Source organism: Halarcobacter mediterraneus (genome assembly GCF_004116625.1).
Lineage (GTDB): Bacteria > Campylobacterota > Campylobacteria > Campylobacterales > Arcobacteraceae > Halarcobacter > Halarcobacter mediterraneus.
In genome coordinates this window covers 546,586-573,576 of sequence record NZ_NXIE01000001.1, presented here as the reverse complement: position 1 = coordinate 573,576, position 26,991 = coordinate 546,586, and the positions used below count along the sequence as shown (strand labels likewise).

The following is a 26,991-nucleotide window of genomic DNA, read 5'->3' as shown; positions in this document are numbered from 1 at the left end:
TCTTTAGATTAGACCGTATGGCCAGTTTTCTTTAAATGTATGTAATGGCATTCTATTTAATACATTTACTGCAAATGCTTCATCTTCTTTTGAAAGACTATTTAAAGCATATGCTCTTAATAAGTTTTGTAAAGATTTACCAAACATTGGAGGATCTAACATTTCTCCCTCATATCTAATTGCTCCTGATAATAATGCATCTGCTTCTATAGCAGCTCTTAAAATAGATACATCTTTTGCAATCTCTTTAGGAGATGGTGTAAATGCAACTTTACAAACATTAATATGATTTGGAGTAATAACTTGTTTACCTGTTAATCCCATTGCAGTTTCTCTTTTTGCATGGGCATAAACATGTCTTGAAGCATCATCACCATGTAAATCCAACCATCTTCTAATATCTTTTTTCTCAACACAAGAATCAGGTAAAGAGTTTGGTGTTAATAGTACTTCAACCCCACCAATTACACCTTTTCCTTTAACTCTTGCTTCCATAGTAAGCATATTAAAGAAAGTCTCTAACTCATCAATCCAACCCTCAGGCGTGATTTTATAAGCCATTGCTTTAGAGAAATCGTGAATACCAAATACTACATGTTTAACTGTAGAGTGACTCATTAATTTGTCTGCAATTTGTAAAGACTTTGGATGTTCTATAATTGGTTGAATTTGTAAATTACTTCCAATAGAAACTAACCAAGAAGATAAATCTCTAATCTCTGCACTTCCATAAACTTCCCCAGCTTTTGCTAAAACAATTGCATCGATGTATTTATGCACTTGTTTAATCATTTTTAAATCTTCTTCATATTCATCTGTTCTAAAAGGGTTAATTCTAATAGCTATTTGAAAATCTCTTTCTGGGAACTTTGGTAATTCCTCAATTAAAAGTTTTCTTGACATAGCTTTTTGTCTACAACCATCTTCTAAATCAAATAAAACAGTATGAGCTTTTGTTTTATAAGCATGCTTTTGTAATCTAAGCTTTGCTTGTTCCATTGTCTCATAACTTCCATCTAATGGATTATATTTGATTGGTGGATAATAGATTTGAATTCCAGGCCAGTGTCCACCTAACACAGGAGTTAAATCATCATTTGCTGTTAGTTTTGATAAATCTACAACTGATGCAGTCATGATAGTTACCTCTTTTCATTTTTTTTGAAAAAAATTAGATACTTTTAATATGTAATTTTTCTTCTGACACTGAAATTAATCCATAGAAAATATAAACATAACCAAAAAAATAAAATTATATATTAAAATTAAGAATATTTTAATAAAGTCTCAAGATACCATAAAAAAGGGATTTTAGAATATGTTCATTAAAAAGTTGCATATAGTGAGAAAATATTAAAAATGAGTCACAAATAATAAAATATTTTTTTTTAAATTTGTAAAAAAAAATGTAACCAATAGCTATATACTGTTACTTTTTTCTGATATTTAGATAAAAAATGCTAGTATAAATCAAATAAATGATTGGGAGTTTCTTTAAGTGCAAAATAGTAGAAATAAGTCTTTATCTAGAGGTTTAAAAATTCTAAAAGAGATAATGATGGCAAATCAACCACTTACTGCAAATACTCTATGTCAAAAACTTCTTATAGATAAAAGTACTATGTCAAGATTAATCTCTACACTTATTGATGAAAGTTTTATAGAATATAAAGAAAATAGTAAAGAAATAGTTTTAAGTGATTTTATGCAAAGTATTTTAGAAGATGAAGATAGAGATAGATTAGTAGAAAAAACTAAAGTAATATTAGAAGAAGTTCATGAACTTTCAAGTGAAAGTTCTTATTTAGGTGTTTTTGAAGAGGGGTCTTTATTATATTTAAATCAAATTGATAATTCTAATAGAGTTTTAAAAACTAGAAATTCAGTAGGCTTAAAAAGTCCTATTCATACAAATGCTTTTGGTAAAATATTATTAGCCTTTTCAGATATTGAATTGAAAAATTTAAAACTAAAAAAATATACAAGTAATACAATAACTTCTACATCAAAACTTCAAAAAGAGTTAGATTTAATTCAAGAAAGAGGTTATGCTATTGGTAATGAAGAGTATGAGTTTGGATTAAGGTCTGTTGCAGTTCCTTATTTTAATCAAAAAAACAAACTTATTGCAACGATTGGAATTTCTGGACTTTCAGTAAGGCTTGACTTAGAAAAGCTACATAAATTGGGGCAAGAAATATTTTTAACTGTAAATAAATATAATATATAATATATAATCAAGTGAACTTTAAAGAGTTCCTTGATTATTTGATAAATATTCATGAGCTAAATAAGAGCTTCTTGCATATGGAGTTGAATGTACAAAACTAAACCCTAAATCTAAAGCAAGTTTTTTATATCTTGCAAATTGTTCTGGTGTTACAAATTCTTTAACTTTTTCATAGTCTCCTGAAGGTGCAAGGTATTGACCAATACTTAAAAATTCACAGCCAACTTCTCTTAAATCTTTAAATACTTGAACCATTTCTTCTTCTGTCTCTCCAAGTCCTACCATAAGTGCAGATTTTGTTTTTATTTTATCTTTACCTATTTCCTTTAACTTTTTAAGAACTTCTAAAGATCTTTTATATGAAGCATTTTTTCTAATTTTATATAAAGAAGGCACTGTTTCAATATTGTGACCAATAATTACTGCTCCACTATCAACTACAGTTTGTAATGATTCTTCTTTTCCTTGAAAATCAGGAATTAAAATTTCAACTTGTGTTCCAGGTGATTTTTCTAAAATATTTTTTGTAACTCTGTAAAACTGTTTTGCTCCACCATCTTTTAAATCATCTCTAGCAGGGCTTGTAATAACAACAAATTTTAATCCTAATTTGATTACTGATTGGGTAACTCCATCAATCTCTGCTAAATCAACTTCAGTAGGTTTACCTGTAAGTACATTACAGTAAGAACATCTTCTTGTACAAATATTCCCTAAAATAAGAAAAGTTGCATTCTTTTTTGCATAACATTCTGAAATATTTGGACATTTTGCTTCTTGACAAATAGTGTGAAGTCCATGTTCTCCAAGTAATTCTTCCATCTCTTTTTGTGCATTTGGTACAAGTTTTTTTCTTAACCACTGAGGTTTTTTGAAATCTACTTTCTTTTTTGGTGTAAGTTTATTTTCTGCAATAGTCATATTTATCCTTTAGTAGTTGATTTTTTTTATTTTCTTCTTTTTTAGTTAGTTTACTATCAATTAAATGAACATTAAAAGTTTCATTAAATGCTTCAATAAGTAACAAACAAGCTTTTTTATAGTCTAAATTTATATCAAATTCTTTAAGTGTAGTTCCAATTTTTTTATCAAAAGAATTGTTTAGTGATTCTAATGGAATTGAACCATGTTGAAATATTGCTTTTTTGGTTCTTCTTTGTGCATTACCACCAATTTTTTTTCCATTTACTATAATGTCATAAGCCTCAAAACCCACTTGACAAAAATCACTTTTTGATAAAGTAATATCACTACAATCTTTTGCATAATTTGCATCTAAATTTAATTTTTTGTAAAAATTAAGTATAAATTGACAAATAAATTCATAAGATTTTTTTATAGTTAAATCCTTTAAAAAAACTGTAGGTATAACTAAGGAGTATGAAATATCATGTCCATGAAATAATACTCCTCCACCAGTAATTCTTTTAGCGAAATCTGTATACTCTTTTAAATATGAGTATGTCTCAAAATCTTGAGAAATACCTATAGTAAAGGATTTGTTCCAGTAATAAACCCTTAGAATTGCTTGCTCTTCATTTTCATAACAAGATAATAAAGCCTCATCTGTAGCCATGTTATTTTTTGCATTGTTTCTGCCAGAGTTTATTACTCTAAATTCACTTTGTAATTCTTTCATAACTTTTTCTTATTATAATCCTATTGTTACTATTAAAAAATTAATAGTTATTGACTTTATTTTTCATTATATTTAGATTTTTTTATTATAAAACTTAACCCAAATATAGTAAAAAGTATATTAAGAAAAGATTAATAATATTAAAGTATCATATGTTCATAATTCGACTTGACGGTACGAATGACTACACAATTTTTACACAATGAACATATGTTCATTTCTAAAAACTAGATTTTCTAGTTAAATTCTTTACAAGGAAGTGCAAATGTCAGATTTAAACTTAAATGATATTGATCCAGCTGAAACGCAAGAGTGGATAGAGGCTCTGGATGCAGTATTAGAAACGGAAGGACCTAAAAGAGCACACTATCTTTTAGAAAAATTAATAGATAAAGCTAGAAGAAAAGGAACTTACTTACCTTTTAAGGCTACTACAGCATACTTAAATAGTATTGATGTAAATGATGAACCAAAAATGCCTGGTGATAGAGATATTGAAAAGAAAATTAGATCTGCAATTAGATGGAATGCAGCTATAATGGTGCAAAGAGCATCTAAAAAGAATTTAGAACTTGGTGGACACATCGCATCTTTTCAATCATCTGCAACATTATATGATGTAGGTTTTAACCACTTTTTTAGAGCACCAAATGAAAAAGATGGTGGAGATTTAGTTTTTTATCAAGGACATATTGCTCCTGGTATTTATGCAAGAAGTTTTGTTGAAGGTAGAATTACTGAAGCTCAAATGGACAACTTTAGACAAGAAGCTTTAGAAGACGGTTTATCTTCTTATCCACACCCAAAACTTATGCCTGAATATTGGCAATTTCCAACAGTATCAATGGGACTTGGACCAATTCAAGCAATTTATCAAGCAAGATTTTTAAAATACTTAACAGATAGAGGAATTAAAGATTGTTCTGAACAAAAAGTTTATTGTTATATGGGTGATGGTGAGTGTGACGAACCAGAATCTTTAGGTGCAATTGGACTTGCTGGAAGAGAAGGATTAGATAATTTAGTATTTGTTATTAACTGTAACTTACAAAGACTTGATGGCCCTGTAAGAGGAAATGGTAAGATTATTCAAGAACTTGAAGGTAACTTTAGAGGAAATGGATGGAGAGTAGTTAAAGTAATCTGGGGAAGATTATGGGATGAATTACTAAGAAAAGATACTTCAGGAAAGCTTCTTCAACTTATGGAAGAAACAGTTGATGGAGAATACCAAAACTTTAAACAAAAAGGTGGAGCTTACACAAGAGAAAACTTCTTTAATAAATATCCTGAAACTGCAAAATTAGTTGAAAATATGTCAGATGATGAAATCTTTGCATTAAACAGAGGTGGACATGATCCATTAAAAGTTTATGCAGCATATAAAGCAGCTATGGAAACTAAAGATAGACCAACTGTAATCTTAGCTAAAACAATTAAAGGTTATGGAATGGGTGAAGCAGCTGAGGGTAAAAATATTGCTCACGGTGTTAAAAAAGTTGATACTGATTCACTAAAACAATTTAGAGATAGATTTAGAATTCCTTTCTCAGATGAGGAATTAGAAAAATTTCCATATTATACATTTGCAGAAGATTCTCCTGAAATGAAGTATATGAAAGAAAGAAGAGCTGAACTACATGGTCCTCTTCCTCAAAGAAGACCAAAATTTTCTGAAAAACTTGAGATTCCAGCATTAGATAAATTTAAAGCTGTTTTAGATGGAAGTGGAGATAGAGAAATTTCTACAACTATGGCATTTGTAAGAATTTTAAATGTATTAGTTAAAGATAAAAAAATTGGAAAAAGAATTGTTCCTATTGTTCCTGATGAAGCAAGAACTTTTGGTATGGAAGGTATGTTTAGACAATTAGGTATTTATTCTTCTGAAGGGCAAAGATATATTCCTCAAGATAGAGATCAAGTTGCATATTATAAAGAAGATAAAAAAGGTCAAGTACTTCAAGAAGGTATTAATGAGCTTGGAGCTATGGGTTCTTGGATTGCAGCAGCAACTTCATACTCAATTAATGATTGTCCAATGATTCCATTTTATATCTTCTATTCAATGTTTGGGTTCCAAAGAACAGGTGATATCACTTGGGCAGCTGGTGACCAAATGGCAAGAGGTTTCTTAGTTGGTGGAACATCAGGTAGAACTACATTAAATGGTGAAGGTTTACAACATGAAGATGGACATTCTCATATTATTGCTAATACAGTACCAAATTGTGTAACTTATGACCCAACATTTGGATATGAGTTAGCAGTTATTGTTCAAAAAGGTATTGAAAGAATGTATGGTGAAAACCAAGAAAATATATTTTATTATCTTACAACATTAAATGAAAACTATAAACAACCTGCTATGCCAGAAGGTGTTGAAGAAGGTATCTTAAAAGGTATCTATAAATTAAAAACTGTAGAAGCTAAAAATGATTATAAAGTTAAATTATTAGGTTCTGGTTCAATCTTCCAACAAGTATTAGCAGCAGCTGATATTTTAGCTGATGAATATGGAATTGCTACAGATATTTACTCTGCAACTTCATACAATGAATTAACAAGAGAAGCTCAAGATGTTGAAAGAAGAAACTTACTAAATGTAGATGCCCAAGATGAAGTGGCATATGTAGATCAAGTTCTTGGAAGTGATGATGAAAATATTATTATTTCTGCAACTGATTATATGAAGTCTTATTCTGAGCAAATTGCTCCATTTGTAAAAGGATCATTTAAAGCATTAGGAACTGATGGATTTGGTAGATCAGATTCAAGAGCTAACTTAAGAACATTCTTTGAAGTTGATACTAACTTTATTGTATTTACAACATTAGCACAATTAGCTAAGCTAGGTAAAATTGAAAAATCAGTTGTTAATGAAGCTATTAAGAAATATAATATTGATGTAAATAAAATCAACCCAGTAAAAGCGTAAGGAGTAAAAGATGAGTACTTTAGTAGATATTTTTATTCCTGATTTAGGAGCAGATAAAGACGTTGATTTAATCGAAGTTATGGTTGAAGTTGGAGATACTGTAGAAGTTGAAGATGGTCTTATTACTTTAGAGACTGAAAAAGCTTCTATGGACGTTCCTACAACTCATGCAGGTGTTATTAAAGAAATTCTTGTAAAAGTTGGAGATAAAGTAAACTCTGGGGATTTAATTGCTAGAGTTGAAATTGAAGAAGAGGGTGCCGCAGAAGATAAAACTGAAGAACCTGTAGTAGCTGAATCTGCAAAAGAAGAACCAAAAAAAGAAGAATCAGCTCCAGCAGCAAGTTCTTCTGAAGCAATGGGACTAGAAGCAGCAGAAGCTGAATTACAAGCTATTAGTGCTGCAGGTGCACAAGTTTCTTGTCATTTTGTAAATGAACAAACTGTTTGTTCAGTTGTTGAAGAAGTTCATGTTCCTGATTTAGGAGCAGATAAAGATGTTGATTTAATTGATGTAATGGTTTCAGTTGGAGATACTGTAGAATTTGAAGATGGTCTTATTACTTTAGAAACTGAAAAAGCTTCTATGGATGTACCAGCTCCATTTGCAGGAGAAATTATTGAATTATTTGTAGAAGCTGGAATGAAAGTAAATTCTGGTGATTTAATTGCAAAAATGGTTAAAACTGTAGTTATGGAATCAAAAGTTCCAACTCCAGCTAAAAAAGAAGAAACACCAGTTAAAAAAGAAGAGCCAAAGAAAGTAACTACAGTTCAAGAAGTTGCAGCAGTTAGTTCTCCTGAAGCTACATCTGTATTAACCCAAAAAGCTAAGAAAATCTATGCTTCTCCTTCTGTTAGAAAAGTAGCTAGAGAGTTTGGTGTTGATTTAGGTTTTGTAAAAGGAACTGGTAGAAAAGGAAGAATCCTTAAAGATGATATTAAAGCTTATGTAAAAGAGCAATTATCTAAACCAGCAGTAGCAGCTGCAGGAACTGGAACTGGTCTTGGATTCAACTTCCCTGAGCTTAAAGAGATTGACTTCTCACAATTTGGTGAAACTGAAACTGTTGAGCTTAGTAGAATTCAGAAAATTTCTGGTCCATCATTACATAGAAACTGGGTTTCAATGCCTCACGTTACTCAATTTGATGAAGCAGATATTACAGAAATGGAAGAGTTTAGAAAAGCTCAAAATGCAATTGCTGATGGATTTAAATTATCTCCACTAGTATTTGTAGTAAAAGCAGTAGCTAAAGCACTTGAAATTCATCCTAAATTTAATTCATCATTAAGCACAGATGGTCAAAGCTTAATTATGAAAAAATACTTCAATATCGCAATTGCAGTAGATACTCCAAATGGTCTTGTAGTTCCTGTAATTAAAGATGTTAATAAAAAAGGTTTCAAAGAGATTGCTCTTGAAATGGCTGATGTATCAAGCAGAGCAAGAGAAGGAAAACTTAAATCTGATGATATGCAGGGTGCTTCATTTACAATTTCATCTTTAGGTGGAATTGGAGGAACTAAATTTACTCCAATTATTAATGCTCCTGAAGTTGCAATTTTAGGATTATCTAAATCTGAAATGAAACCAGTGTGGGATGGAGAAAACTTTGTGCCAAGATTAATGTTACCATTATCGTTATCTTATGATCACAAAGTAATTGATGGAGCTGACGGTGCTAGATTTACTACTACATTATCTAAGCTTTTAAGTGACATCAGACTATTAAGTCTATAAGGAGTAATGATGGGTAAAATAGTTGATATTCATATTCCTGATTTAGGTGCAGATAAAGACGTAGACTTAATCGAAGTTATGGTTGAAGTTGGTGATGAAGTTGAAGTAGAAGATGGACTTATCACTTTAGAGACTGAAAAAGCTTCAATGGACGTTCCAACAACCCAAGCAGGAGTTATTAAAGAAATTCTTGTAAAAGTTGGTGATAAAGTAAACTCTGGTGATATAATTGCACGTGTAGAAGTTCAAGGTGAAGCAGATAGTGAACCTGCAAAAGAAGAGGCTAAAGAAGTACCAGCACCAGCTGTTGCTTCAAGTACTCCTTCTAAAAAAGAACCTACAAATGTTGAAGTAAATGCTAATGCAAAAGAAATAAAAGGTCAAGTTCTTGTAGTTGGAGCTGGTCCTGGTGGTTATTCTGCTGCATTTAGATGTGCTGACTTAGGTTTAGATACTGTTTTAGTAGAAAGACATCCAACTTTAGGTGGAGTTTGTTTAAATGTTGGTTGTATTCCTTCAAAAGCATTACTTCATGTTGCTAAAGTTATTGATGAAGCAGCTCATATTGAACATGCTGGAATAAAGTTTTCTAAACCAGAAATTGATTTACCAAGTGTAGCAGCATATAAATCAGGAGTTGTTAAAAAACTTACTGATGGTCTATCTGCTATGGCTAAAATGAGAAAAGTAACTGTTGTTCAAGGTGTTGCAAAGTTTATAGACAAAAACACAGTAATTGTTGATCATACAGATAAAGAAGGTGAGCAAACTAAAGTTTCTTTTGATAATTGTATTGTTGCAGCTGGTTCTCAATCTTCTAAAATGGGATTCATTCCCCATGAAGATCCAAGAATTTGGGATTCTACAAATGCACTTGAAGTAAAAGAAGTTCCAAAAAGACTACTTGTAATGGGTGGTGGAATTATTGGTCTTGAAATGGCTACAGTATATCAAAGATTAGGTTCACAGATTGATGTAGTAGTTAGAGGTCCTCAAGTTATGACAGGTACTGATAAAGATATCGTTAAGGTATATACAAAAGCAAATGAGAAGAAGTTTAACTTTATGTTTAAAACTCAAACTCAAGCTATTATTCCTAAACAAGAAGGTATCTATGTAGAGTTTAAAGGTGAAAATGCACCTGCAGAACCTCAAACTTATGATGCAGTATTAGTAGCTATGGGAAGAACTCCAAATGGATTAAACCTAGGCTTAGAAAATACTGGTGTTGAAGTTGATGAGAAAGGATTCATTGCAGTTGATAATCAAATGAGAACAAATGTTCCTCATATTTATGCTATTGGTGATATTATCGGTCAACCAATGCTTGCTCATAAAGCAGTACATGAAGGTCATGTTGCAGCAGAAGTTATTGCAGGTCACAAAGTGTTCTTTGAACCTAAACAAATTCCTGGTATTGCATATACATTCCCAGAAATTGCAACTGCTGGTATGAGTGAAATTGAAGCAAAAGAAGCTGGAATCAACTATGAAGTTGCATCATTCCCTTGGTCTGCCTCAGGTAGAGCATTAGCTTCAGATGTATCTGAAACAGGTATGACAAAACTAATCTTTGATAAAGATACAGAGCAGTTAATCGGTGGTTCTTTAGTTGGTGAAAACGCAGGTGAATTACTTGGTGAAATTTCATTAGCTCTTGAAATGGATTGTGATGCTGAAGATATTGGATTAACAATTCATGCACATCCTACTTTACATGAATCTGTTGGTATGTGTGCAGAAATCTTCCATGGAAGTATTACTGACTTACCAAACAAAAAAGCTGTAAAGAAAAAATAGTTTAAGTCTTTTTAACTATTTAAAATAAAGCCTATCTTCTTTTTGAAGGTAGGGTTTTTATCTCTTTAAAATCCATAGTTTTTTATAACTTCTATAAAATATAATATTTATCAAAGCACCAATACAAGCTAAAAATGTATCTTTATGTGCATCCCAAATATCTCCTTGAGTTCCTAAGAAAGCCATTCCTAATTCAGGATAGAAAGTAATAGCAGCAAACCATTCAACTAATTCATAAATTGTAGCAATACAAACAACTAAAGAAAAAGTAAAAAATAGGGCACTTCTAAAACTACTTGAATAAACAAGGACTATTTCAAATAAAATTCTAAAAATAAGTAATCCAAAAAGAAAATGTACTAATCTATCAAAATGATTTCTTTCAAATCCAAAAAGTTCTGATACGAAATTAAAGTATTTCATTTCGGCATAAGTAAAGTGAGCACCTAGTGAGTGTAAGCTTGCAAATATTAAAAGAAAAATGATACTTAAAAGTGTGTATTTATATTTTATATCACTCCAAAGAACAAATGGAAAAAATAGAAATACTAATATATTTTCTAAAAACCAATCTTCTGGATATTTAGGATTTATTGCTAGGATAATCCAAATCAATATATAAATGCCATAAATTATTTTATGAGATTTTTCCATTTAGCTTTACCTTTTGATTCTTTTCTAGTTACCTTTATAATATATTTTAAATTAAAAAAAATTAAGGAAATTATTATACAAAAATATCTAAAAGTGTTGAATTTTTAGAATCTCTATATTTTAAAGTAGAATCATCAAGTTCTAATACTTTTTCCAATTGCTTAATTAATTTTGAACTATCCCCTTTGTATAAATGACTTTCAATATTAGCTATAAAGCTTTTTTCAAAACTTTTGTTAGTTTTTAATCTCTCATATAATTTATTAAAATCTACACTTTCTGTATCTTTTTCAAGTGTAAAATTTAATTGAAGCTCTTTTTGTTCATTTACACTTTTTTCATAATAACTAGCATGAAAAGCAATTTTACTAACTCTTGTTTGACCTTCTCTTGTGAAGTTTTCATCATCATATGCTAAGTGTGATGTAGTATAGTCTGCTTGTGCATATATATTATAGTAATGAGTTCTTATATTATCCTCATGTACATCAAAGCTATCTTGAGAATAAGATGTTATAGTAAAATCTCCTGAACCATCTTTACCATTTTTGAAATCTTCAATTATGTCTGAAACTTTTCTTATGCCATTTACAGCATTTTTTAACCAAGGATTTTCTTCTAATTGTTCTTTTGTTGGTTGATACTCTTTTCTATCATTTTCAATATTTGCAATAGAAGAATTTATTTTATCTACTGTTTCTTGGTCAAGTTCTTGTGGTTCAGGCAAAGGTAATATCTCTTTAAAAGAGTTTATTATGTTAGTGGAAGAGTTAATAAACATACTAATCCTTTATTAATCTAATATTAAGAATTGTAATATTAATTAACTTAATATTAGTTTATGTTTATAAATAAATTATTTATAAATTGTAATACTTTTTAATATTATGTTACAATAAAATATGAAACAAATTTTATTAGTACTTATACTTACAAACTGTTTATTTTCATATGACAAGAATTTTTCATATAGAAAATATACTCATGTAAAGAAATTTTACTCTTCTTTAGTAAAAGAAACCGTTGACATAGCTTTAAAATACAATATGCCACCAGCAGCTATATTAGCAATAGCAAGTGTTGAATCTGGGTATGGAAGAGGTTATGTAGCTTCTATTTCTGGAAATATTCTAAGCCTTGGAGCAAATAAGAATGATATTGCTCTTCCTTCTTTATATTTACCTAATACTAAAAACCCTTATAAAGTAATATATAATACAAAAGAGATAAAAAGTTATAAAAAAGAAGAACTCTTTTGGAAACAAAGACCAAAGAGTCTAAAAAAAGATTATAGACCTAAAGGAATTGCAGGAACTACTACAAACCTAGATTATTTTGATTACAATAAACAAGCAAAGATAAAAGCAAACCTACAAAATATAAAGGAGTTTTGCACTCTTTGGATAAGTTACAACAATAGGTTTAAAGCTTTTAGTTGTGCAAGAGCCTTTTTAGATGAGCAAGTTAAAAAACATGGGAAAGAGATACTTTTTACAAAAAAGCTAAATAAAGAGTTTATAAATCATGTTGGTGGAAAGAAGAACTCTTTTAACTATAGAAAAACTTGGCCTGTAAAAGTAAATAAAGTATTAGAAAAAACAGGACTTACTGAACTTACAAAAGATATTTCCAATAATAAAAGTTTTGATGAAAGCTGGTAAATATTTCTTTGAGTAATCTATAATTGACTTTACTGTACAATCACTTTTTAAAACAAAAAATATAAAGAGCATTATGATACAACTAAAAAATCTTTCAAAACATTTTGGTGAAAAGACACTATTTACAGATTTAAATTTAATATTAGGACAAGGTCAAAGAGTTGGGCTTGTAGGAAGAAACGGTACAGGTAAGTCAACACTTTTTAAACTTATTTTAGGTGAAGAGCAAGCTGATGATGGGGAAATCTTAATTCCTAAAAACTATAAAATAGGTGCTTTAAAACAACATTTGGAATTTAGTGAAAAGACATTAGTAGATGAAACAGCTTTGGCTTTAGCTGAAGATGATAAGTACTCTATTTATAAAGTTGAGAAGATACTTTTTGGTCTTGGGTTTAGTCATGAAGACTTACAAAAAGATCCACTATCTTTTTCTGGTGGTTATCAAATTAGAATCAACTTAGCAAAACTTTTAATTACTGAACCAAATCTATTACTTCTAGATGAGCCTACAAACTACTTAGATATTTTATCTTTAAGATGGCTAAAAAACTTTTTAAAAAGCTTTGATGGAGAAGTTATCATTATCACTCACGATAGAGACTTTATGGATACTGTTTGTACTCATACAATGGGTATTGTAAGACAGTCTTTATTTATGCTTGAAGGAAATACTCATAAGTTTTATGCCCAACTTGAAGCAAATGATGAACACTATGAAAAACAAAAAGAAGCACAAGATAAAAAAAGAAAAGAGTTAGAAGAGTTCATTGCTAAAAATAAAGCAAGAGCTTCAACAGCTGCTCAAGCTCAATCAAAAGTAAAACTTTTAGAAAAAATGGATGAGATGGATTCTATTGTAGATGAATCAACTTTAGAGTTTGATTTTAACTATAAAGATACTCCTGCAAAAGTTTTACTTGATGTAAAAGATTTAAGTTTTGGATACAAAGAAAATGAAATACTTTTTAAAGATATCTCTTTTACTTTAAAAAAGGGTGAGACTTTAGGAATTATCGGTAAAAATGGTAAGGGTAAGTCTACACTTCTAAATAATATTGCAAAAGAGCTAAAACCACTTAGTGGAACTATAGATTATCATGGAACTACTACCTTTGGACACTTTGGGCAAACAAATATTTCCCATCTTAATCCAAACAATACAATAATGGATGAAATCTATGTTTCTAATGCAAAACTTTCTGAATCTACAGTAAGAGGTATTTGTGGTTCTATGATGTTTAGTGGAGATGATGTTAAAAAGAAAATCTCTTTATTATCGGGGGGAGAAAAAAGTAGGGTAATGCTAGGACAAATCTTAGCAAAAGATGTAAACCTATTATTTCTTGATGAGCCAACAAACCACTTAGATATGCAATCAATTGATTCACTTACAAAAGCTATTAAAAACTTTGAGGGTTCTTGTATTATAGTAACTCACTCAGAAGAGTTATTAAGACAAGTATGTGATAGACTTATTGTTTTTGCAAAAGATGGAGCTGATTATTTTGATGGAACATATGATGAGTTTTTAGAAAAAATTGGTTGGGAAGATGAAGAAGGTGAAGAGCAAAAAGAGAAACCAAAACAAGCAAAAGTAAACAAAAAAGAGAATAAAAAATTAAGAGCTTCAATAATCCAAGAAAGAAGTAAAGAAACAAATCCTTTAAAAAAGAAGATTGAAAAGCTTGAAAATTCTATTATGGAAGTAGAAGACGATATTGAAAAATATCAAGCAGAACTTATACAAGCTTCAAATCAAGGTGATAATAGTAAGATTATAGAACTGTCTCAAATAATCAAAAAACATGAAGATGAAGTTGAGCAGATGTTTGAGTCTTTAGAAGAGAATCAACTTAAATTAGATGAGCTAATGGCTTTATATGATAAGAAGTTAGAGGAACTCTAACTCTCTTCTTTATTTCTTTTTATATTGTTTATAATTTTACTTAGAGTATTAATTAAACTTATATGCTCAACTGGTTTTTGAAGAATGTTTTCAATCCCAATTTCTTCTAACTGTGATAATTTTTCTTTTTCTGTATGGGCAGATACAATTAATATTTCTTGTTTTTTATTTATTTTTATAATTTCTTTACATAATTGAATTCCATCAAGTTTTGGCATACTAATATCACTAATAATTAAATCATAATAGTTTTTTTCTTTTTTTTTATATTTTTCTAATGCTTCATCTCCATTAAAACATTTATCAATATTTTCAAAAAAATTTTTAAATAATTTATATAATTGTTCTCTTACTTCATTATTGTCTTCAATAAAAAGTATGTTAAGTTTTTTACTATATTCTACTAATTCTTTTAAGTTAGAACTCATTTATTTTCCTTTCTTATTATTTAATGGGTAATTGAATAAAAAATGTTGCTCCATCTTTTTCATTTAAAACTTTTAAATCTCCATTACAATGGTCATTTATAATGATTCTACTCATATAAAGACCTAATCCTGTTCCATCTTGTGCACTTTTTGTAGAGAAATATGGATCGAATATATTCTTTATAATTTTTTTATCTATTCCTCCACCGTTATCATGTATTTCTATTATTATATTTTCTTTGTTTTTATAAGTACTTAGAGAAATCTTTTTTTCATCTAAGTCTTTTTCAGATAAAACATCTTCAGCATTTTTTAAAATATTTAAAACAACTTGTTGTATTTCTGTGGGATAAGAATAAATTTCTAAATCTTTTTCAAAGTATATTTCCAGTTTTATATTTTTTGCTTCAATAGATGTTTTTATAATATTAATTGATTTTAGAATCATTTCTTCTATATTAAATTTTTCTTTTCCTTTATCACTTTTAAAGAAGTTTCTAAAATCATCTATTGTTGAGGACAGATGTTGAGAATAGTCTGTTATTAAATTCAATTCTTTCTCAAGGGTTTCTTTCTCAATTTTATTTTCTATCATTAATTTTATTAAAAGATTATTTGTTGTTGCAGATATCGCTGATAAAGGCTGTCTCCATTGGTGAGCAATCATGGAAATCATTTCTCCCATTTGGGCTAATCTACTTTGTTGAATTAACTGTTTTGTACTGTTTTCATTTTTTCTTACTTCTTTTTTGATTTTTTCTTCTAGATTAGTGTTTAAGTCTTCAAGTCGTTTTTCTAAGACTTTTCTTTTTGAAATGTCTCTGATTACGGTATGGATAACTCTCTGGTTTTCTATCTCAATTGCTGTTAATACAAGTTCAACCCAAATTTTTTTATCTGCAATTCCTTTAAGAACTGCTTCAAATGTACTCATTCCAAAAATTAGTGCTTTTTCAATTTTATTTTCAAATAATCTATGAGAAGATGTATTATCAGGTTGATATTCTGGAGCTAATTCATATAAATGTTTATCAAGTAATTCTATTTTATGAAAACCTAATATTTTAGAACTAGCTTCATTACAATCAATAATTTTTTTTTCTTTTATTAAAAATACTCCGTCAGAGGATTTGTTATATAAAGTTTCAAAAAGAAGTTTTTGTTTTGCAAGTTCAAGAGTTTTTTCTTCTATTTTATTATTGGCTTCTTGTAATTTATTATTATGTTTATTAAGGATATTTTGTCTATAAGATACAATAATAAAAACAATTAATACTATAATTATAATTTGCCACATTAAAGTATAATCAAAGCCTTCTTCAAAAGATACAGCAGTCCATTTATTAAATATCTCTCTATGTTCATGGGGACTTATTTGACTTAAAGTTTTATTTAGAATATTAAGTAAAATTTCATTATCTTTATGAATAGCCATATTTACAGTATAGTTCATATTTGTATATCGGGAAATGTATAGGTTTTTTAAAGCGTAGTTGGAAATATAATAAGAAGCTATTGGTAAGGGTTGTACAGTAAAATATGCTTTTCCTTTACTTACCATCTCTAAAGTTTCTCTATTTGATTTTGTAAGTAAAACATCTAAATCAGGATGTGTAGATTTTAATATTTTAATTAATTGTGAATTATATTTTACTGCCATAGTTTTATCAAGAATATCTTCTAAACTTGAAACTACAGATTCATCTTTTTGAGTTATTATTGCTTGTTTATAATTTAAATAAGGCTTAGTAAAATTTGCAAAATCAATGAGTTCTGTACTATTTGTTATTGTAGGGATTAAATCACACTGTTTTATTTTTAAAAACTCTTTTGCTTGTTCCCAAGAAACAGTATCAATAGGAAGAAATTTTACATGTATAAGATTTTCTATTTTTCTTATAAGATCAATTGAAATTCCTTTTATTTGTCCATTTTCTTTAAAAGAAATAGGAGTTAAGTCATTTATATTGCACATTCTAATTATATTCCTTTTAGAAATATAATTTAATTCTTTTTCATTTAAAAACTCTTTTTTTAATGAATTATTTATATTACTATGACTTCCAAACCATTTTCTTTTTAAACTTAATAACTCTTCATCTGAGATACTTCTTTGGGCTTTTTCTAATATATCCCTTAAAATAACTTTATTTTTTGAGGTTCCAATTCTTATTAAGCTTACAATTCTATTATCATCAATATAGTTTGTAGGTATAACTCCTGAAATATTATTTTGAGCAATTATATAATCAAGAACATTTTTCTTTCCAATGGTTGCATCTGCTTTCCCTAGAGATAATTGCATTAATGCTTCTAAAGAGTCTTTTACATGAATTTGATTTATTTTAGGGTAGTATTTTTCAATAGCTTTTTGAGCAAAAAAACCCTTAGGCATTATAATTGTTTTGCCTTCAAGTTTTTCTAGTGAATCAATTTTTTCATTACCTACTTTTACATAAATTGCATTAGCTGCCGTATGAAAAACAGAGGTAAAGGCTATGTCTTTATTTCTCTTATTATTTTTTGATATATTAATTATTACATCAAGTTCATCATTTTGTAGCATTTCCATAAACTCATCCCATGAAGGACCTGTAATATATTTTATTTTGATATTTAGTTTTTTGGCTAAAAGATTTATGTAGTCTACAGAAAAACCTTTTGCTTCATTATTTTCATAAAAATTGTAAGGAGGCCAGTTTAGTTCATTATGTAATCTTAAAGGTGTATTTTTTTTTAAAAAGTCTTTCTCTTCGTTGGTTAATATAATTTTATTTTGGGCAAATAGTTGAGCATTTAAAAGAAGTAATAATAAAATAAGTAGTTTCACCATAATGATTTCATTATATATTATTTTATATTAATTTTTGCAAAATAAAATAAGACTAACTTAAAATTATTTTGAGATAATATAAAAATAAAATAAAAAAGGAATACAATGAGTTTTTTTACTGCTGATTTATGTGATGAATATCCTGACAAAGTTCATGTTCTTGATAATGAATTTAAAAATTATGGAGCAAAAGATAAAGTTTGTGCACAGGTTATAACTGTAAAACTTGATAAAAATAATAGTGAACTTATTAAAATTTTAAGAGATGAAGATGGAATAGGGAAAATAGTAGTTGTTGATGTAGATGATGAGTATTTTGCTGTAGTTGGTGAAAATTTAATGAAGTTTGCTTATTCGAATAACTATGAAGCTATACTTGTAAATGGTTATGTAAGGGATACAGAACAAATCAAAGATATTCCTGTAGCTCTTTATGCAAGGGGAACTTGCCCTAGAAAATATATTCCTGAAACTAAAGGGGAAAGAGATCTTGAACTTTCATTTTGTGGAGTACAATTTAATAATGGGGATTTTGTATATGCTGATGTAGATGGAATCATACTTTCTAAAGGGAAGCTTCTATAAATAAAGTAAATAAAAAAGAAGTTAAGATGACTATTAATCTAATACAAAAAGTTAAAAAAAACTAATAAAATGTCAATTACTGATTTTTGAAATGATAAAGGGAATTAATGAATTATAAAAAAAGTACAATAAATTTATATGAGGGTACAGTTGAAGAAAAAAGAGAAGAAATTAAAAAATATTTTTTACAAACATATGAACTAGATGAAAAATTATTTGAAATATTAAAAGATAAAAAACATATCTTTAAACAACCAAATAGATTAAGACATCCTTTAATTTTTTATTTTGGACATACAGCTACTTTTTTTATAAATAAATTGAATATTGCAAATATTATTGATAAAAGAATTAATAAAACTTATGAGGCTATATTTGCGATTGGTGTTGATGAAATGAGTTGGGATGATTTAAATAATAAGCATTATACTTGGCCAAGTTTTGAAGAGACAAAAGCATATAGAGATGAAGTTAAAAATTTAGTATTAGAACTTATTGAAACTTTGGAGTTTACTATGCCAATAAATTGGGATAGTCCTATGTGGGTTATTTTAATGGGAATTGAGCATGAAAATATTCATATTGAAACATCATCTGTTTTACTTAGAGAATTAAATATAAAATATTTAGATGAAAAAGAGATATTTCCTTACTGTAATGATTTTTCAAGTACTTTCCCTCAAAATGAATTAGTGGAAGTAAAAGGTGGTGAAGTAATTTTAGAAAAAGATTTTGATAATCCTATTTATTATGGTTGGGATAATGAATTTTCTTTTCATAAAGCTTCAATAAAAGACTTCAAAGCTTCAAAATATCTTGTTTCAAATGGAGAATTTTTAGAGTTTGTTAAAGATGGTGCTTATTCTAAACCTGAATATTTTACAGAAGATGGAAAAGAATGGTTAGAGGTTTCACAAGCAAAACATCCAGTTTTTTGGATAAAAAAAGAAGGAAGGTATTATTTAAGGGAAATAAATCGAGTTGTTCCTTTACCTTTAAACTTTCCTGTAGATATAAATGTATATGAAGCAGAAGCTTTTTGTAAATATAAAAGTGAAAAGTTAGGGTTTGAAGTAAGACTTCCTAGTGAAGATGAATTTTATAGATTAAATGATTTTGTAAAAGCCCAAGAACAAGAAGCAAATATTGGTCTTAAATACTTTAATCAAACTCCTGTTGATAAATATAAAATGGATGATTTTTATGATGTAGTTGGAAATGTTTGGCAGTGGAGTCTTACTCCAACTTATCCTTTTGATGGTTTTAAAACACATCCTGTGTATGACGATTTTACTACTCCTACTTTTGATGATAGACATGCTCTTATGAAAGGTGGTTCTTTCATTTCTTTGGGAAATGAAGTTTTAAGAAGTGCAAGGTATGCTTTTAGAAAACATTTTTTTCAACATGCAGGTTTTAGATATGTTCAAAGTTCTAATGATTATAGAACAGAGCTTAATGATAATGTATATGAAACAGATGAGCAAATTTCTCAATACTGTGAATTTCACTATGGAGAAGAAAATTTTGGAGTTAAAAATTTTCCAAAACAAAGTGTTGAGTTATTAAAACCTTATTTTGAGAATATTAAAACAAAAAAAGCACTTGATTTAGGATGCTCAGTTGGTCGAAGTACTTTTGAATTAGCAAAATATTTTGATGAAGTATTAGGAATAGACTTTAGTGCAAACTTTATTAATGTAGGGGTTAAACTTAAAAAATATGATACTTTAACTTACAAAGTTGCAACAGAAGGAGAACTTTTTGAAGAAAAAATAATTTCTTTAAAAGACTTTGATTTAGAAAATACAAAAGAAAAAGTAAGTTTTATGCAAGGAGATGCCTGCAATTTAAAAGAGTTATATTCTGCTTATGATTTAATCTTTTGTTCAAACTTGATTGATAGATTATATTATCCTCAAAAGTTTTTAGATGATATCCCTAATAGAGTAAATAAAGATGGCTTACTTGTACTTTTATCTCCTTATACTTGGCTTGAAGATTATACTCCCAAAGAGAATTGGCTAGGTGGTTATATTAAAGATAATAAGGAAATAAAAACTTTAGATACTTTAAAAGAGAAGCTTAAAGATAGATTTGAATTAATTCAAACTATTGATGTTCCTTTTGTTATACGAGAAACAGCAAGAAAACATCAACACACTGTTTCACAAATGAGTATTTGGAAGAAGTTTAAATAATAAATTAGATTATAAAATAAAAAATTGTAAACTACTCTTTATGGATAGTTTACAATTGATCTCCAATAAAAAACAATTAATTAGTTTTTTTTCAATTCTTATATGTATTTTTATATTTAATATATTTTATGAATATTTTAAATACAAAGACTTTAAAAAAGAAGAGCTTTATTTAGATAAATTTGAAATAATAAATATTTATGATAAAGAAGACTTTTATATATTAAAATTACAAAATGATAAATTGAGCTTTTTTACTTCAATTAGTAAACAAGAAGAAATTAATAAACTAGATATAATAACAATTGCAGTTTTATCTAAAGGTGTATCTTTTTATAAATTTCTAAAAGGTTTTTATAGTAAATCAATTTTTTATGAAGAAATAAAAACTAATAAAAGTTTTAAAAGAAGTATTTTTAATAAAATCAATGAAAGCCATAATGATGAAAGAATACAAGAACTTTTTAATGCTCTTTTTTTAGCGATTCCTATTTCTAAAGATAATAGACAAATCTATACAGATTTTGGAATTAGCCATTTAATAGCTATATCTGGTTTTCATTTATCTATTATTTCTTTTATTATTTTTGTTGTTTTTTACTATCCTTATTCTTATTTTCAAAAAAGATACTTTCCCTATAGAAATATAAAAGTAGATGTAATGATTATTACTATAGTTATTTTACTTTATTATCTATATTTAACAAATATCGTTCCTTCATTACTTCGTTCATTTATTATGTTTTTTTTAGCTTTTATTTATTTAAGAACTAATATTAAAGTCTTATCTTTTGAGACACTAGCTATAACTTTACTTATAATTATCGCTATTTTCCCTAAATATCTTTTTTCTATTTCTTTATGGTTTTCTATTATAGGAGTGTTTTATATCTTTTTATATATTCATTATTTTAAAAATATATCTAAGATCTTTGCAATTTTTTTATTTAACTTCTGGATATTTTTTGTTTTTAATCCTATTGTTCATTTCTTTTTTTATAATATTTCTTATGAACAATTATTTTCTCCATTTTTAACAATATTTTTTACTTTTTTTTATCCTCTCGAAGCTTTTTTACATCTTTTTGGTTTTGCAGACTATTTTGATAAATATATTTTGCTATTTTTAAACTATAAAATGAGTGTTTTTGAGTTTTCGACATCTATTTGGTTTTTTATAATTTATATTTTATTTTCTTTACTAAGTATTTTTAGTAAAAAAGCTTTTATTATCTTAAATTTTTTAATGATAATTTATAATATTTATATGTTTGTAAACTCTTTTTTATAAGTAATTACCTTTTTTAAGTAATTTCTTGTTTCTTCATAAGGTAAGTCACTTCTTAAGGTATTATAAACCTCTCTAGGATTTTTTGAATTAATCTTGTTTATAGCTGTTGCTCTATTGGAAGAAAAAGTTTTCAAAACATTTCCTGAACCAGTATTATAGGCACTTATTACACAATACTCTTTTGAAATATTGTTTGATATACCTTTTAAATATTTAGAATTTAAAATATCAATATAAGCAGTACCTAATTCAATATTATTTTTAGCATCAAATAAATAAGAGTTAGTAGGTTTCCATTTTTTACCCTTTATATGAGAGTAAGCATCAATTCCTGCACTACTTGGAACAATTTGCATTAAGCCTATAGCTCCTGCATGACTTACTGCAAATTGGTTAAAATTACTTTCTGTTCTTATAATTGCATAAACAAGAGTTTCACTTATTTTATATTTTCTTGCAAACTCTTTTACATAAGGTTTAACTTTTTCAATTCTTGTATCAGTATGGTCTTTTGACATAGGTATTTGTACATAAGATACTTTAAGTGTTTTATTATTTCTTTTTATATTTTTTGTTCTTAACTTATTTTTTAATAAAATATCAGCATATCTATTTGCTCTCCACTGCCATCTTATATTTTTATTTTGATCATCTTTAACTTCTCCTAATAAATAAGGAGTTTTACCTAATTTAACTTCTTTTGTTCCAAATAAATCAAAAGATCTAGGATCTTCAGGAAGTAATAAAGTAGTTATAATAGCATTCTTTAAGCTCTTTTTTGTATTTTTTTCATCAAGTGTTTCAACAGTTACAATACCCTTATCAAAATCAATGTAAGCTCTACTTTTATAGTTTTGTAAATATTTAACATACTCTTTAGGTTGAGGAACTTTTCTATTATCTTTACCCCAGTTTTTATCAATATTTTTTATCAAAGAAGAAAGAAATTTAATATCACTTACAAGTTTATTTGGATTTGTAGCATAACTTGTAACCCTTGTTTTTGCTAAGGATTGTAAAGCTTGTGAAGGGTCTTTACTTAAAGCAGCATTTGTTATAGTTTGGAAATCACTTACACTACAAGCTGTAAAAAAAATAAGAGGAGTTATTAAGATAAACTTTTTCATTACTTAATCATACAAAAAATCTTTTAAAAACAATATTAGAATTGTAAACTTTACTCTTAAAGAAATAAGTAACTACTATTTAGATATGATTGCGTAATAAATATAGTAGTTAAGGTTTATTTTTATGGAAATGGTATTAAATGAATATGATATAGTAGTTGGTGCAAAGTTTGAAAATGGAACAATTCAAGATTATATTGATGAAGCACAAACTTATGGTTTAATTAGATATGAAAATACAACTGCAAATTGGTTTTTATATAATGCAATTGATTCAGCTGAAGATATAAAAGAGTTATATAATAAAATAAAAAGTGATGAAAATCATTATATTAAAGATGAGTTTGGTGAAGAAATGGTACTTTTTAACAAAAAAGGTAAGATTTCCTATGAAACTTTAGTTGAAAAAATTGATTCATATTTAGATGATGAATTAGCAAATGTTTATTAAAAGGATAAATTATAGAAAAGTTTTTAGAATTTAATTTTCATAAGTCAATAAATGCGGCTATTGAAGAGAAAGCTTACACAATTCCTACTAAGGTTCAAAAAAAAGTAATACCGCTTATTAATAAGAATATAGATGTAATTGCCGCTTCAAAATCTGGTACAGGTAAAACAGCTGCGTATGTATTGCCTTTATTAAATAAAGTAAACTCAAAATTAAATTATAATAATAGAGTTTTAAGAGGATTGATTTTAGTTCCTACAAGGGAACTTGTAGAACAAGTTTCTAAATCTTTAAATGATTATGGAAAGTTTTTAAAAGTAAAACATACAAAAATCATGGGAGGAATAAGCAAATCAAAACAAGAGCAAATAATAGAAGGTGGAATTGATATTATTGTTGCTACTCCTGGAAGATTAAAAGATTTAGTTGAAAGTGAAATATTAGATTTAAGTAGTGTAAATTACCTTGTTTTAGATGAAGCAGATACTATGCTAGAAATGGGATTCTTAGAAGAAGTTGAAGAAATTTTTTCTTACTGCTCTCCTTATAAACAGATTGTAATGTGTTCTGCAACTATTTCTCAAAATATACAAAAATTAGCTAAACAATTTATGAAAGAGCCCGTAACTGTACAAATTCATGATAGAAGAGATACTGTTAGTCTAATTGATCATAAAGCATATAAAATTGATATAAAAAAGAAAAAAGAATTAGTTACTAAGCTTATTAAAGATTCAGCTTATAATCAAATACTTTTATTTGTAAATAAAAAAGAGAGTGCTGATGCTGCTTTAGAACATTTTAATACCCATGGAGTTAAAGCAGCAACAATTCACGGAGAAATAGAATATAAACAAAGAGTTCAAGCAATAAAAGATTTTAGAAATAGAAAGATTCAAGTATTAATTGCAACTGATATTGCAGGAAGAGGATTAGATATTGAAAAACTTCCTTTAGTAATTAATTATAATTTACCTGAATCAACTGATGACTTTACTCATAGAGTGGGAAGAACAGGTAGGGCAGGTAATAGGGGTGAAGTAATTACAATTTTAACAGTTGAAGATTATAATCATTTTACAAAAATAGAAAGAAACTTAAGACTAAATATCAAAAGAGAAATACATGAAGATTTTCCTTTAAAAGATAGACAACCAAGACAAAGAATCCAAACAAAGAAAAAGCTTAGTGAAAAAAAAGGAAGAAAAACTTCTTCAAGTGAACCTAAAAAAACAGGGGCAAAATCTAAAAAAACTACTAAAAGAGACTCTAATAGAAGTTTTAGAAGAAAGTAAATAGTTTAGGATTATCCTAAACTATTAGATTACTCCAAGTTTATTTAGTAGTAATATTGTAATTGCAATAGGTACTATAAATCTTACTAAAAAATACCAAGAGTTAAATACAAATATATTAGTATGTTTTATAAACTTTCCTTTTAAAAATTCTTTATCTACAAAGAAACCTAGAAAAATACAAGTTAGAATAGCAGCAATAGGCATCATAATAGTGGAAGTCATAAAGTCCATTAAGTCAAATACACTTTTATCAAAAAAAGTAAGTTCTGTACCAAAAGTTTTGCTCATAGAAAGTAGGGCAATAATTCCAAGAATATAAAAAATACTACCACAAAGAATTGTTGCTTTTATTCTTGTCATTTTAAATCTCTCAATAAAGAATCTTAATGATGGTTCTATCATTGAAACTGCTGACGTTATTCCTGCAAAAATCAAAGCTATAAAAAATGAAATAGCAATAACTTGTCCCCATACTCCCCAAGCAGAAAATATTACAGGTAATGAAATGAAAACAAGTCCTGGTCCAGCTGTACTAGGAGCTCCTGCTTCAAAAAGGAAAGAAAAAATAATTAACCCAGCTATAAGTGCAATTGCAGTATCCAAAATAGCTACATATATTGAAGATTTAAAGAAATTTGTTTCTTTTGGAAGTGAAGCAGAATAAGTTAAAATTGTACCTACTCCTAAAGAAAGGGTGAAAAAAGCTTGTCCTAAAGCTGCAAGTAGAGCATTCCCATCAATTTTACTAAAATCAGGTGTAAACATAAAAGAAATAGCTTTAGAAAAAGAATCAAGACTAAATGAGTATATTAATAAACCAATTAATATGAGAGCTAATAATGGCATTAAAATAAAATTAACTTTTTCTATTCCTTCTTTTATTCCTTTTATTACAATGAAAATTACAGAACCAGCTATTATCGTATGATATATAACTAATAAAAAAATATCATTTGATATTAATTTTTCAAAATTAGCTCCTGCAATTTTTGCTTCAGTTGGAAGAGAAGAAAATGAAGTAATAATATAGTTTAAAATCCATCCTAATACTACAGAATAAAAAGAAAGGATTATTAAAGCAGTAATAATCATAAAGCCAGCAAATTTCCAGTTTTCATTTTTTGTTTTTGATAAATTTATGAAAGAAGATGAAACATCAGCTTGTCCATTTTGTCCAATAATTGTTTCAGCAATAAATACTGTAAGTCCAATAAATAAAATAGCTAATAAATAAATTAAAACAAAAGCTCCACCACCATATTCTCCTGTAACATATGGAAATTTCCATACATTACCTAAACCAACAGCTGAACCAGCAGCAGCGAGTATAAATCCAATTCTTGAGAATTTATTAATCTTCACTATAATCCTTTGATTTTTTGAAATTATAATGAATTCAAAATGAAACTATTATGAAATTTTAATAAAACTTTAATTTATCCAAGTACTTTATCTAAAGTATATTTTAAATCTTCATCTAAGTCCATATTTGTTCTCATCCAATTTAAATATCCAGGGTCTTCTTGTGCAACTTTAGCAATCTCTTTATTTTTGTATTTTCCAAATCTAAAACTTTTTAGTAAAACAGGTGTTTTTGTTAGTTCTACTAATTTTTCCATAGGATTATAATCTGGATAAATTTCTCTACATTTTCCTACAAGTTTAGTTAAAAATAATTTCATAACTAAAACATCACCAATAGCATCATGGGCTTTTATTGTGATATTGTGTTTAGCTGCTTCAGCTTCTTCTACTTTATATAATTCAAGAGCATATCTTAAATATTGTAGTCTATGATAAGGCATTTCAGGGAATAGATGTTTTGCACATCTTAAAGTATCAATAATCTGATAACTGTTAATAAATCCTTCTTTTTCTATCATCCCCATATCAAAAGAGATATTGTGAGCAATTAGAAAGTTTTCATTACTGTTTAATTCTTCTAGTCTTTTATAAAAAGTAGTTTCTGTAGCTTTTGGTTTTCCTTCGATTAAACCAGGAGTTATATTATGAACTTCCATTGCTTCAATTTTTATTTCAACATCTGAATAACAAAATTCATCATATGCTTCTATTTTACCTTTTTGGTCAACAATCATTGCTCCAAATTGGATTACTCTATCTTCTTCTTGATTTCCTGTTGTTTCTGTATCAAATAGTACGTAGTGTGGCATTGTATTCCTTTAAATTGGTTCCCACTTG

21 protein-coding genes are annotated in these 26,991 nt (G+C 27.7%); 11 read left to right on the top strand and 10 right to left on the bottom strand.

The features are described from left to right. Positions 1-3 precede the first annotated feature (3 nt). A complete protein-coding gene (locus CP965_RS02960) occupies positions 4-1,137 on the bottom strand; it encodes an HpcH/HpaI aldolase/citrate lyase family protein (protein ID WP_129060565.1) in 1,134 nt (377 codons plus the stop codon). Positions 1,138-1,498: 361 nt separating this feature from the next. On the opposite strand from CP965_RS02960, the gene CP965_RS02955 reads away from it, so the two are divergent. Further along, on the top strand, positions 1,499-2,230 hold the full coding sequence (locus CP965_RS02955) for an IclR family transcriptional regulator (RefSeq protein WP_129060564.1): 732 nt from the start codon (positions 1,499-1,501) through the stop codon (positions 2,228-2,230). Between the two features lie 18 nt (positions 2,231-2,248). Here the strand turns inward: CP965_RS02955 and lipA are convergent, their stop codons facing one another. Next, a complete protein-coding gene (gene lipA / locus CP965_RS02950) occupies positions 2,249-3,151 on the bottom strand; it encodes a lipoyl synthase (RefSeq protein WP_129060563.1) in 903 nt (300 codons plus the stop codon). After that, positions 3,132-3,869, bottom strand: coding sequence for a lipoate--protein ligase family protein (locus CP965_RS02945; protein WP_129060562.1), 738 nt, complete (start codon positions 3,867-3,869; stop codon positions 3,132-3,134). The genes lipA and CP965_RS02945 overlap by 20 nt, the downstream gene beginning before the upstream one ends. Before the next feature lie 265 nt (positions 3,870-4,134). Between CP965_RS02945 and aceE the strand changes: the two genes are divergently transcribed. The 3 genes from aceE to lpdA are packed head-to-tail and all read left to right on the top strand — an operon-like array spanning position 4,135 to position 10,351. Beyond that, positions 4,135-6,807, top strand: coding sequence for a pyruvate dehydrogenase (acetyl-transferring), homodimeric type (aceE, locus tag CP965_RS02940; protein WP_129060561.1), 2,673 nt, complete (start codon positions 4,135-4,137; stop codon positions 6,805-6,807). A gap of 10 nt (positions 6,808-6,817) precedes the next feature. Then, positions 6,818-8,551: a dihydrolipoyllysine-residue acetyltransferase gene (gene aceF / locus CP965_RS02935; protein ID WP_129060560.1), complete on the top strand. Its 1,734-nt coding sequence runs from the start codon at positions 6,818-6,820 to the stop codon at positions 8,549-8,551. 9 nt (positions 8,552-8,560) lie between these two features. Beyond that, on the top strand, positions 8,561-10,351 hold the full coding sequence (gene lpdA, locus CP965_RS02930) for a dihydrolipoyl dehydrogenase (RefSeq protein ID WP_129060559.1): 1,791 nt from the start codon (positions 8,561-8,563) through the stop codon (positions 10,349-10,351). A gap of 57 nt (positions 10,352-10,408) precedes the next feature. On the opposite strand, the gene CP965_RS02925 is transcribed toward lpdA, so the two are convergent. After that, positions 10,409-11,005 (bottom strand): DUF2238 domain-containing protein, encoded by a 597-nt coding sequence (locus tag CP965_RS02925; RefSeq protein ID WP_129060558.1) that lies wholly within the window; start codon positions 11,003-11,005, stop codon positions 10,409-10,411. 73 nt (positions 11,006-11,078) lie between these two features. Continuing rightward, positions 11,079-11,786: a hypothetical protein gene (locus CP965_RS02920; protein ID WP_129060557.1), complete on the bottom strand. Its 708-nt coding sequence runs from the start codon at positions 11,784-11,786 to the stop codon at positions 11,079-11,081. A gap of 121 nt (positions 11,787-11,907) precedes the next feature. On the opposite strand from CP965_RS02920, the gene CP965_RS02915 reads away from it, so the two are divergent. Together CP965_RS02915 and CP965_RS02910 are read left to right on the top strand one after the other, a co-directional pair. Then, positions 11,908-12,666, top strand: coding sequence for a lysozyme family protein (locus CP965_RS02915; RefSeq protein WP_129060556.1), 759 nt, complete (start codon positions 11,908-11,910; stop codon positions 12,664-12,666). A 73-nt stretch (positions 12,667-12,739) separates the two neighbouring features. After that, entirely contained in the window at positions 12,740-14,575 is a 1,836-nt protein-coding gene (locus tag CP965_RS02910) for an ABC-F family ATP-binding cassette domain-containing protein (RefSeq protein ID WP_129060555.1), read from the top strand. On the opposite strand, the gene CP965_RS02905 is transcribed toward CP965_RS02910, so the two are convergent. Together CP965_RS02905 and CP965_RS02900 are read right to left on the bottom strand one after the other, a co-directional pair. Beyond that, positions 14,572-15,003, bottom strand: a complete 432-nt coding sequence (locus CP965_RS02905) for a response regulator transcription factor (RefSeq protein WP_129060554.1) — start codon at positions 15,001-15,003, stop codon at positions 14,572-14,574. The genes CP965_RS02910 and CP965_RS02905 overlap by 4 nt on opposite strands. 16 nt (positions 15,004-15,019) lie before the next feature. Continuing rightward, entirely contained in the window at positions 15,020-17,836 is a 2,817-nt protein-coding gene (locus CP965_RS02900; protein ID WP_129060553.1) for a transporter substrate-binding domain-containing protein, read from the bottom strand. A 105-nt stretch (positions 17,837-17,941) separates the two neighbouring features. Between CP965_RS02900 and rraA the strand changes: the two genes are divergently transcribed. From rraA to CP965_RS02885, 3 genes are all read left to right on the top strand, one after another. Beyond that, a complete protein-coding gene (rraA, locus tag CP965_RS02895) occupies positions 17,942-18,421 on the top strand; it encodes a ribonuclease E activity regulator RraA (RefSeq protein WP_129060552.1) in 480 nt (159 codons plus the stop codon). A 107-nt stretch (positions 18,422-18,528) separates the two neighbouring features. Next, a complete protein-coding gene (gene ovoA, locus CP965_RS02890; protein ID WP_129060551.1) occupies positions 18,529-20,622 on the top strand; it encodes a 5-histidylcysteine sulfoxide synthase in 2,094 nt (697 codons plus the stop codon). 40 nt (positions 20,623-20,662) lie between these two features. Further along, positions 20,663-21,913: a ComEC/Rec2 family competence protein gene (locus CP965_RS02885; protein WP_129060550.1), complete on the top strand. Its 1,251-nt coding sequence runs from the start codon at positions 20,663-20,665 to the stop codon at positions 21,911-21,913. On the opposite strand, the gene CP965_RS02880 is transcribed toward CP965_RS02885, so the two are convergent. Further along, entirely contained in the window at positions 21,886-23,040 is a 1,155-nt protein-coding gene (locus CP965_RS02880; RefSeq protein ID WP_129060549.1) for a murein transglycosylase domain-containing protein, read from the bottom strand. The two genes, CP965_RS02885 and CP965_RS02880, sit on opposite strands and share 28 nt — an antisense overlap. Positions 23,041-23,164: 124 nt before the next feature. Between CP965_RS02880 and CP965_RS02875 the strand changes: the two genes are divergently transcribed. Together CP965_RS02875 and CP965_RS02870 are read left to right on the top strand one after the other, a co-directional pair. Further along, positions 23,165-23,491 carry a hypothetical protein gene (locus CP965_RS02875; protein WP_129060548.1) on the top strand — a complete coding sequence of 109 codons (327 nt, stop codon included), beginning with the start codon at positions 23,165-23,167 and terminating at the stop codon, positions 23,489-23,491. 8 nt (positions 23,492-23,499) lie between these two features. Next, positions 23,500-24,786 carry a DEAD/DEAH box helicase gene (locus CP965_RS02870; RefSeq protein ID WP_323807966.1) on the top strand — a complete coding sequence of 429 codons (1,287 nt, stop codon included), beginning with the start codon at positions 23,500-23,502 and terminating at the stop codon, positions 24,784-24,786. Between the two features lie 24 nt (positions 24,787-24,810). Here CP965_RS02870 and CP965_RS02865 read toward each other — a convergent pair whose 3' ends face one another. Next, positions 24,811-26,151 (bottom strand): sodium-dependent transporter, encoded by a 1,341-nt coding sequence (locus CP965_RS02865; RefSeq protein ID WP_228712659.1) that lies wholly within the window; start codon positions 26,149-26,151, stop codon positions 24,811-24,813. Positions 26,152-26,225: 74 nt separating this feature from the next. Continuing rightward, complete coding sequence (locus CP965_RS02860; RefSeq protein WP_129060546.1) at positions 26,226-26,963, bottom strand: 3'-5' exonuclease; 738 nt, start codon at positions 26,961-26,963, stop codon at positions 26,226-26,228. Between the last annotated feature and the right edge of the window lie 28 nt (positions 26,964-26,991).

Coding starts and splice junctions, on each gene's coding strand:
- CP965_RS02960 (WP_129060565.1), bottom strand. CDS start 1,137: ATGACTGCATCAGTTGTAGATTTATCAAAACTAACAGCAAATGATGAT.
- lipA (WP_129060563.1), bottom strand. CDS start 3,151: ATGACTATTGCAGAAAATAAACTTACACCAAAAAAGAAAGTAGATTTC.
- CP965_RS02945 (WP_129060562.1), bottom strand. CDS start 3,869: ATGAAAGAATTACAAAGTGAATTTAGAGTAATAAACTCTGGCAGAAAC.
- aceE (WP_129060561.1), top strand. CDS start 4,135: ATGTCAGATTTAAACTTAAATGATATTGATCCAGCTGAAACGCAAGAG.
- aceF (WP_129060560.1), top strand. CDS start 6,818: ATGAGTACTTTAGTAGATATTTTTATTCCTGATTTAGGAGCAGATAAA.
- lpdA (WP_129060559.1), top strand. CDS start 8,561: ATGGGTAAAATAGTTGATATTCATATTCCTGATTTAGGTGCAGATAAA.
- CP965_RS02925 (WP_129060558.1), bottom strand. CDS start 11,005: ATGGAAAAATCTCATAAAATAATTTATGGCATTTATATATTGATTTGG.
- CP965_RS02920 (WP_129060557.1), bottom strand. CDS start 11,786: ATGTTTATTAACTCTTCCACTAACATAATAAACTCTTTTAAAGAGATA.
- CP965_RS02915 (WP_129060556.1), top strand. CDS start 11,908: ATGAAACAAATTTTATTAGTACTTATACTTACAAACTGTTTATTTTCA.
- CP965_RS02910 (WP_129060555.1), top strand. CDS start 12,740: ATGATACAACTAAAAAATCTTTCAAAACATTTTGGTGAAAAGACACTA.
- CP965_RS02905 (WP_129060554.1), bottom strand. CDS start 15,003: ATGAGTTCTAACTTAAAAGAATTAGTAGAATATAGTAAAAAACTTAAC.
- CP965_RS02900 (WP_129060553.1), bottom strand. CDS start 17,836: ATGGTGAAACTACTTATTTTATTATTACTTCTTTTAAATGCTCAACTA.
- rraA (WP_129060552.1), top strand. CDS start 17,942: ATGAGTTTTTTTACTGCTGATTTATGTGATGAATATCCTGACAAAGTT.
- ovoA (WP_129060551.1), top strand. CDS start 18,529: ATGAATTATAAAAAAAGTACAATAAATTTATATGAGGGTACAGTTGAA.
- CP965_RS02885 (WP_129060550.1), top strand. CDS start 20,663: ATGGATAGTTTACAATTGATCTCCAATAAAAAACAATTAATTAGTTTT.
- CP965_RS02880 (WP_129060549.1), bottom strand. CDS start 23,040: ATGAAAAAGTTTATCTTAATAACTCCTCTTATTTTTTTTACAGCTTGT.
- CP965_RS02875 (WP_129060548.1), top strand. CDS start 23,165: ATGGAAATGGTATTAAATGAATATGATATAGTAGTTGGTGCAAAGTTT.
- CP965_RS02860 (WP_129060546.1), bottom strand. CDS start 26,963: ATGCCACACTACGTACTATTTGATACAGAAACAACAGGAAATCAAGAA.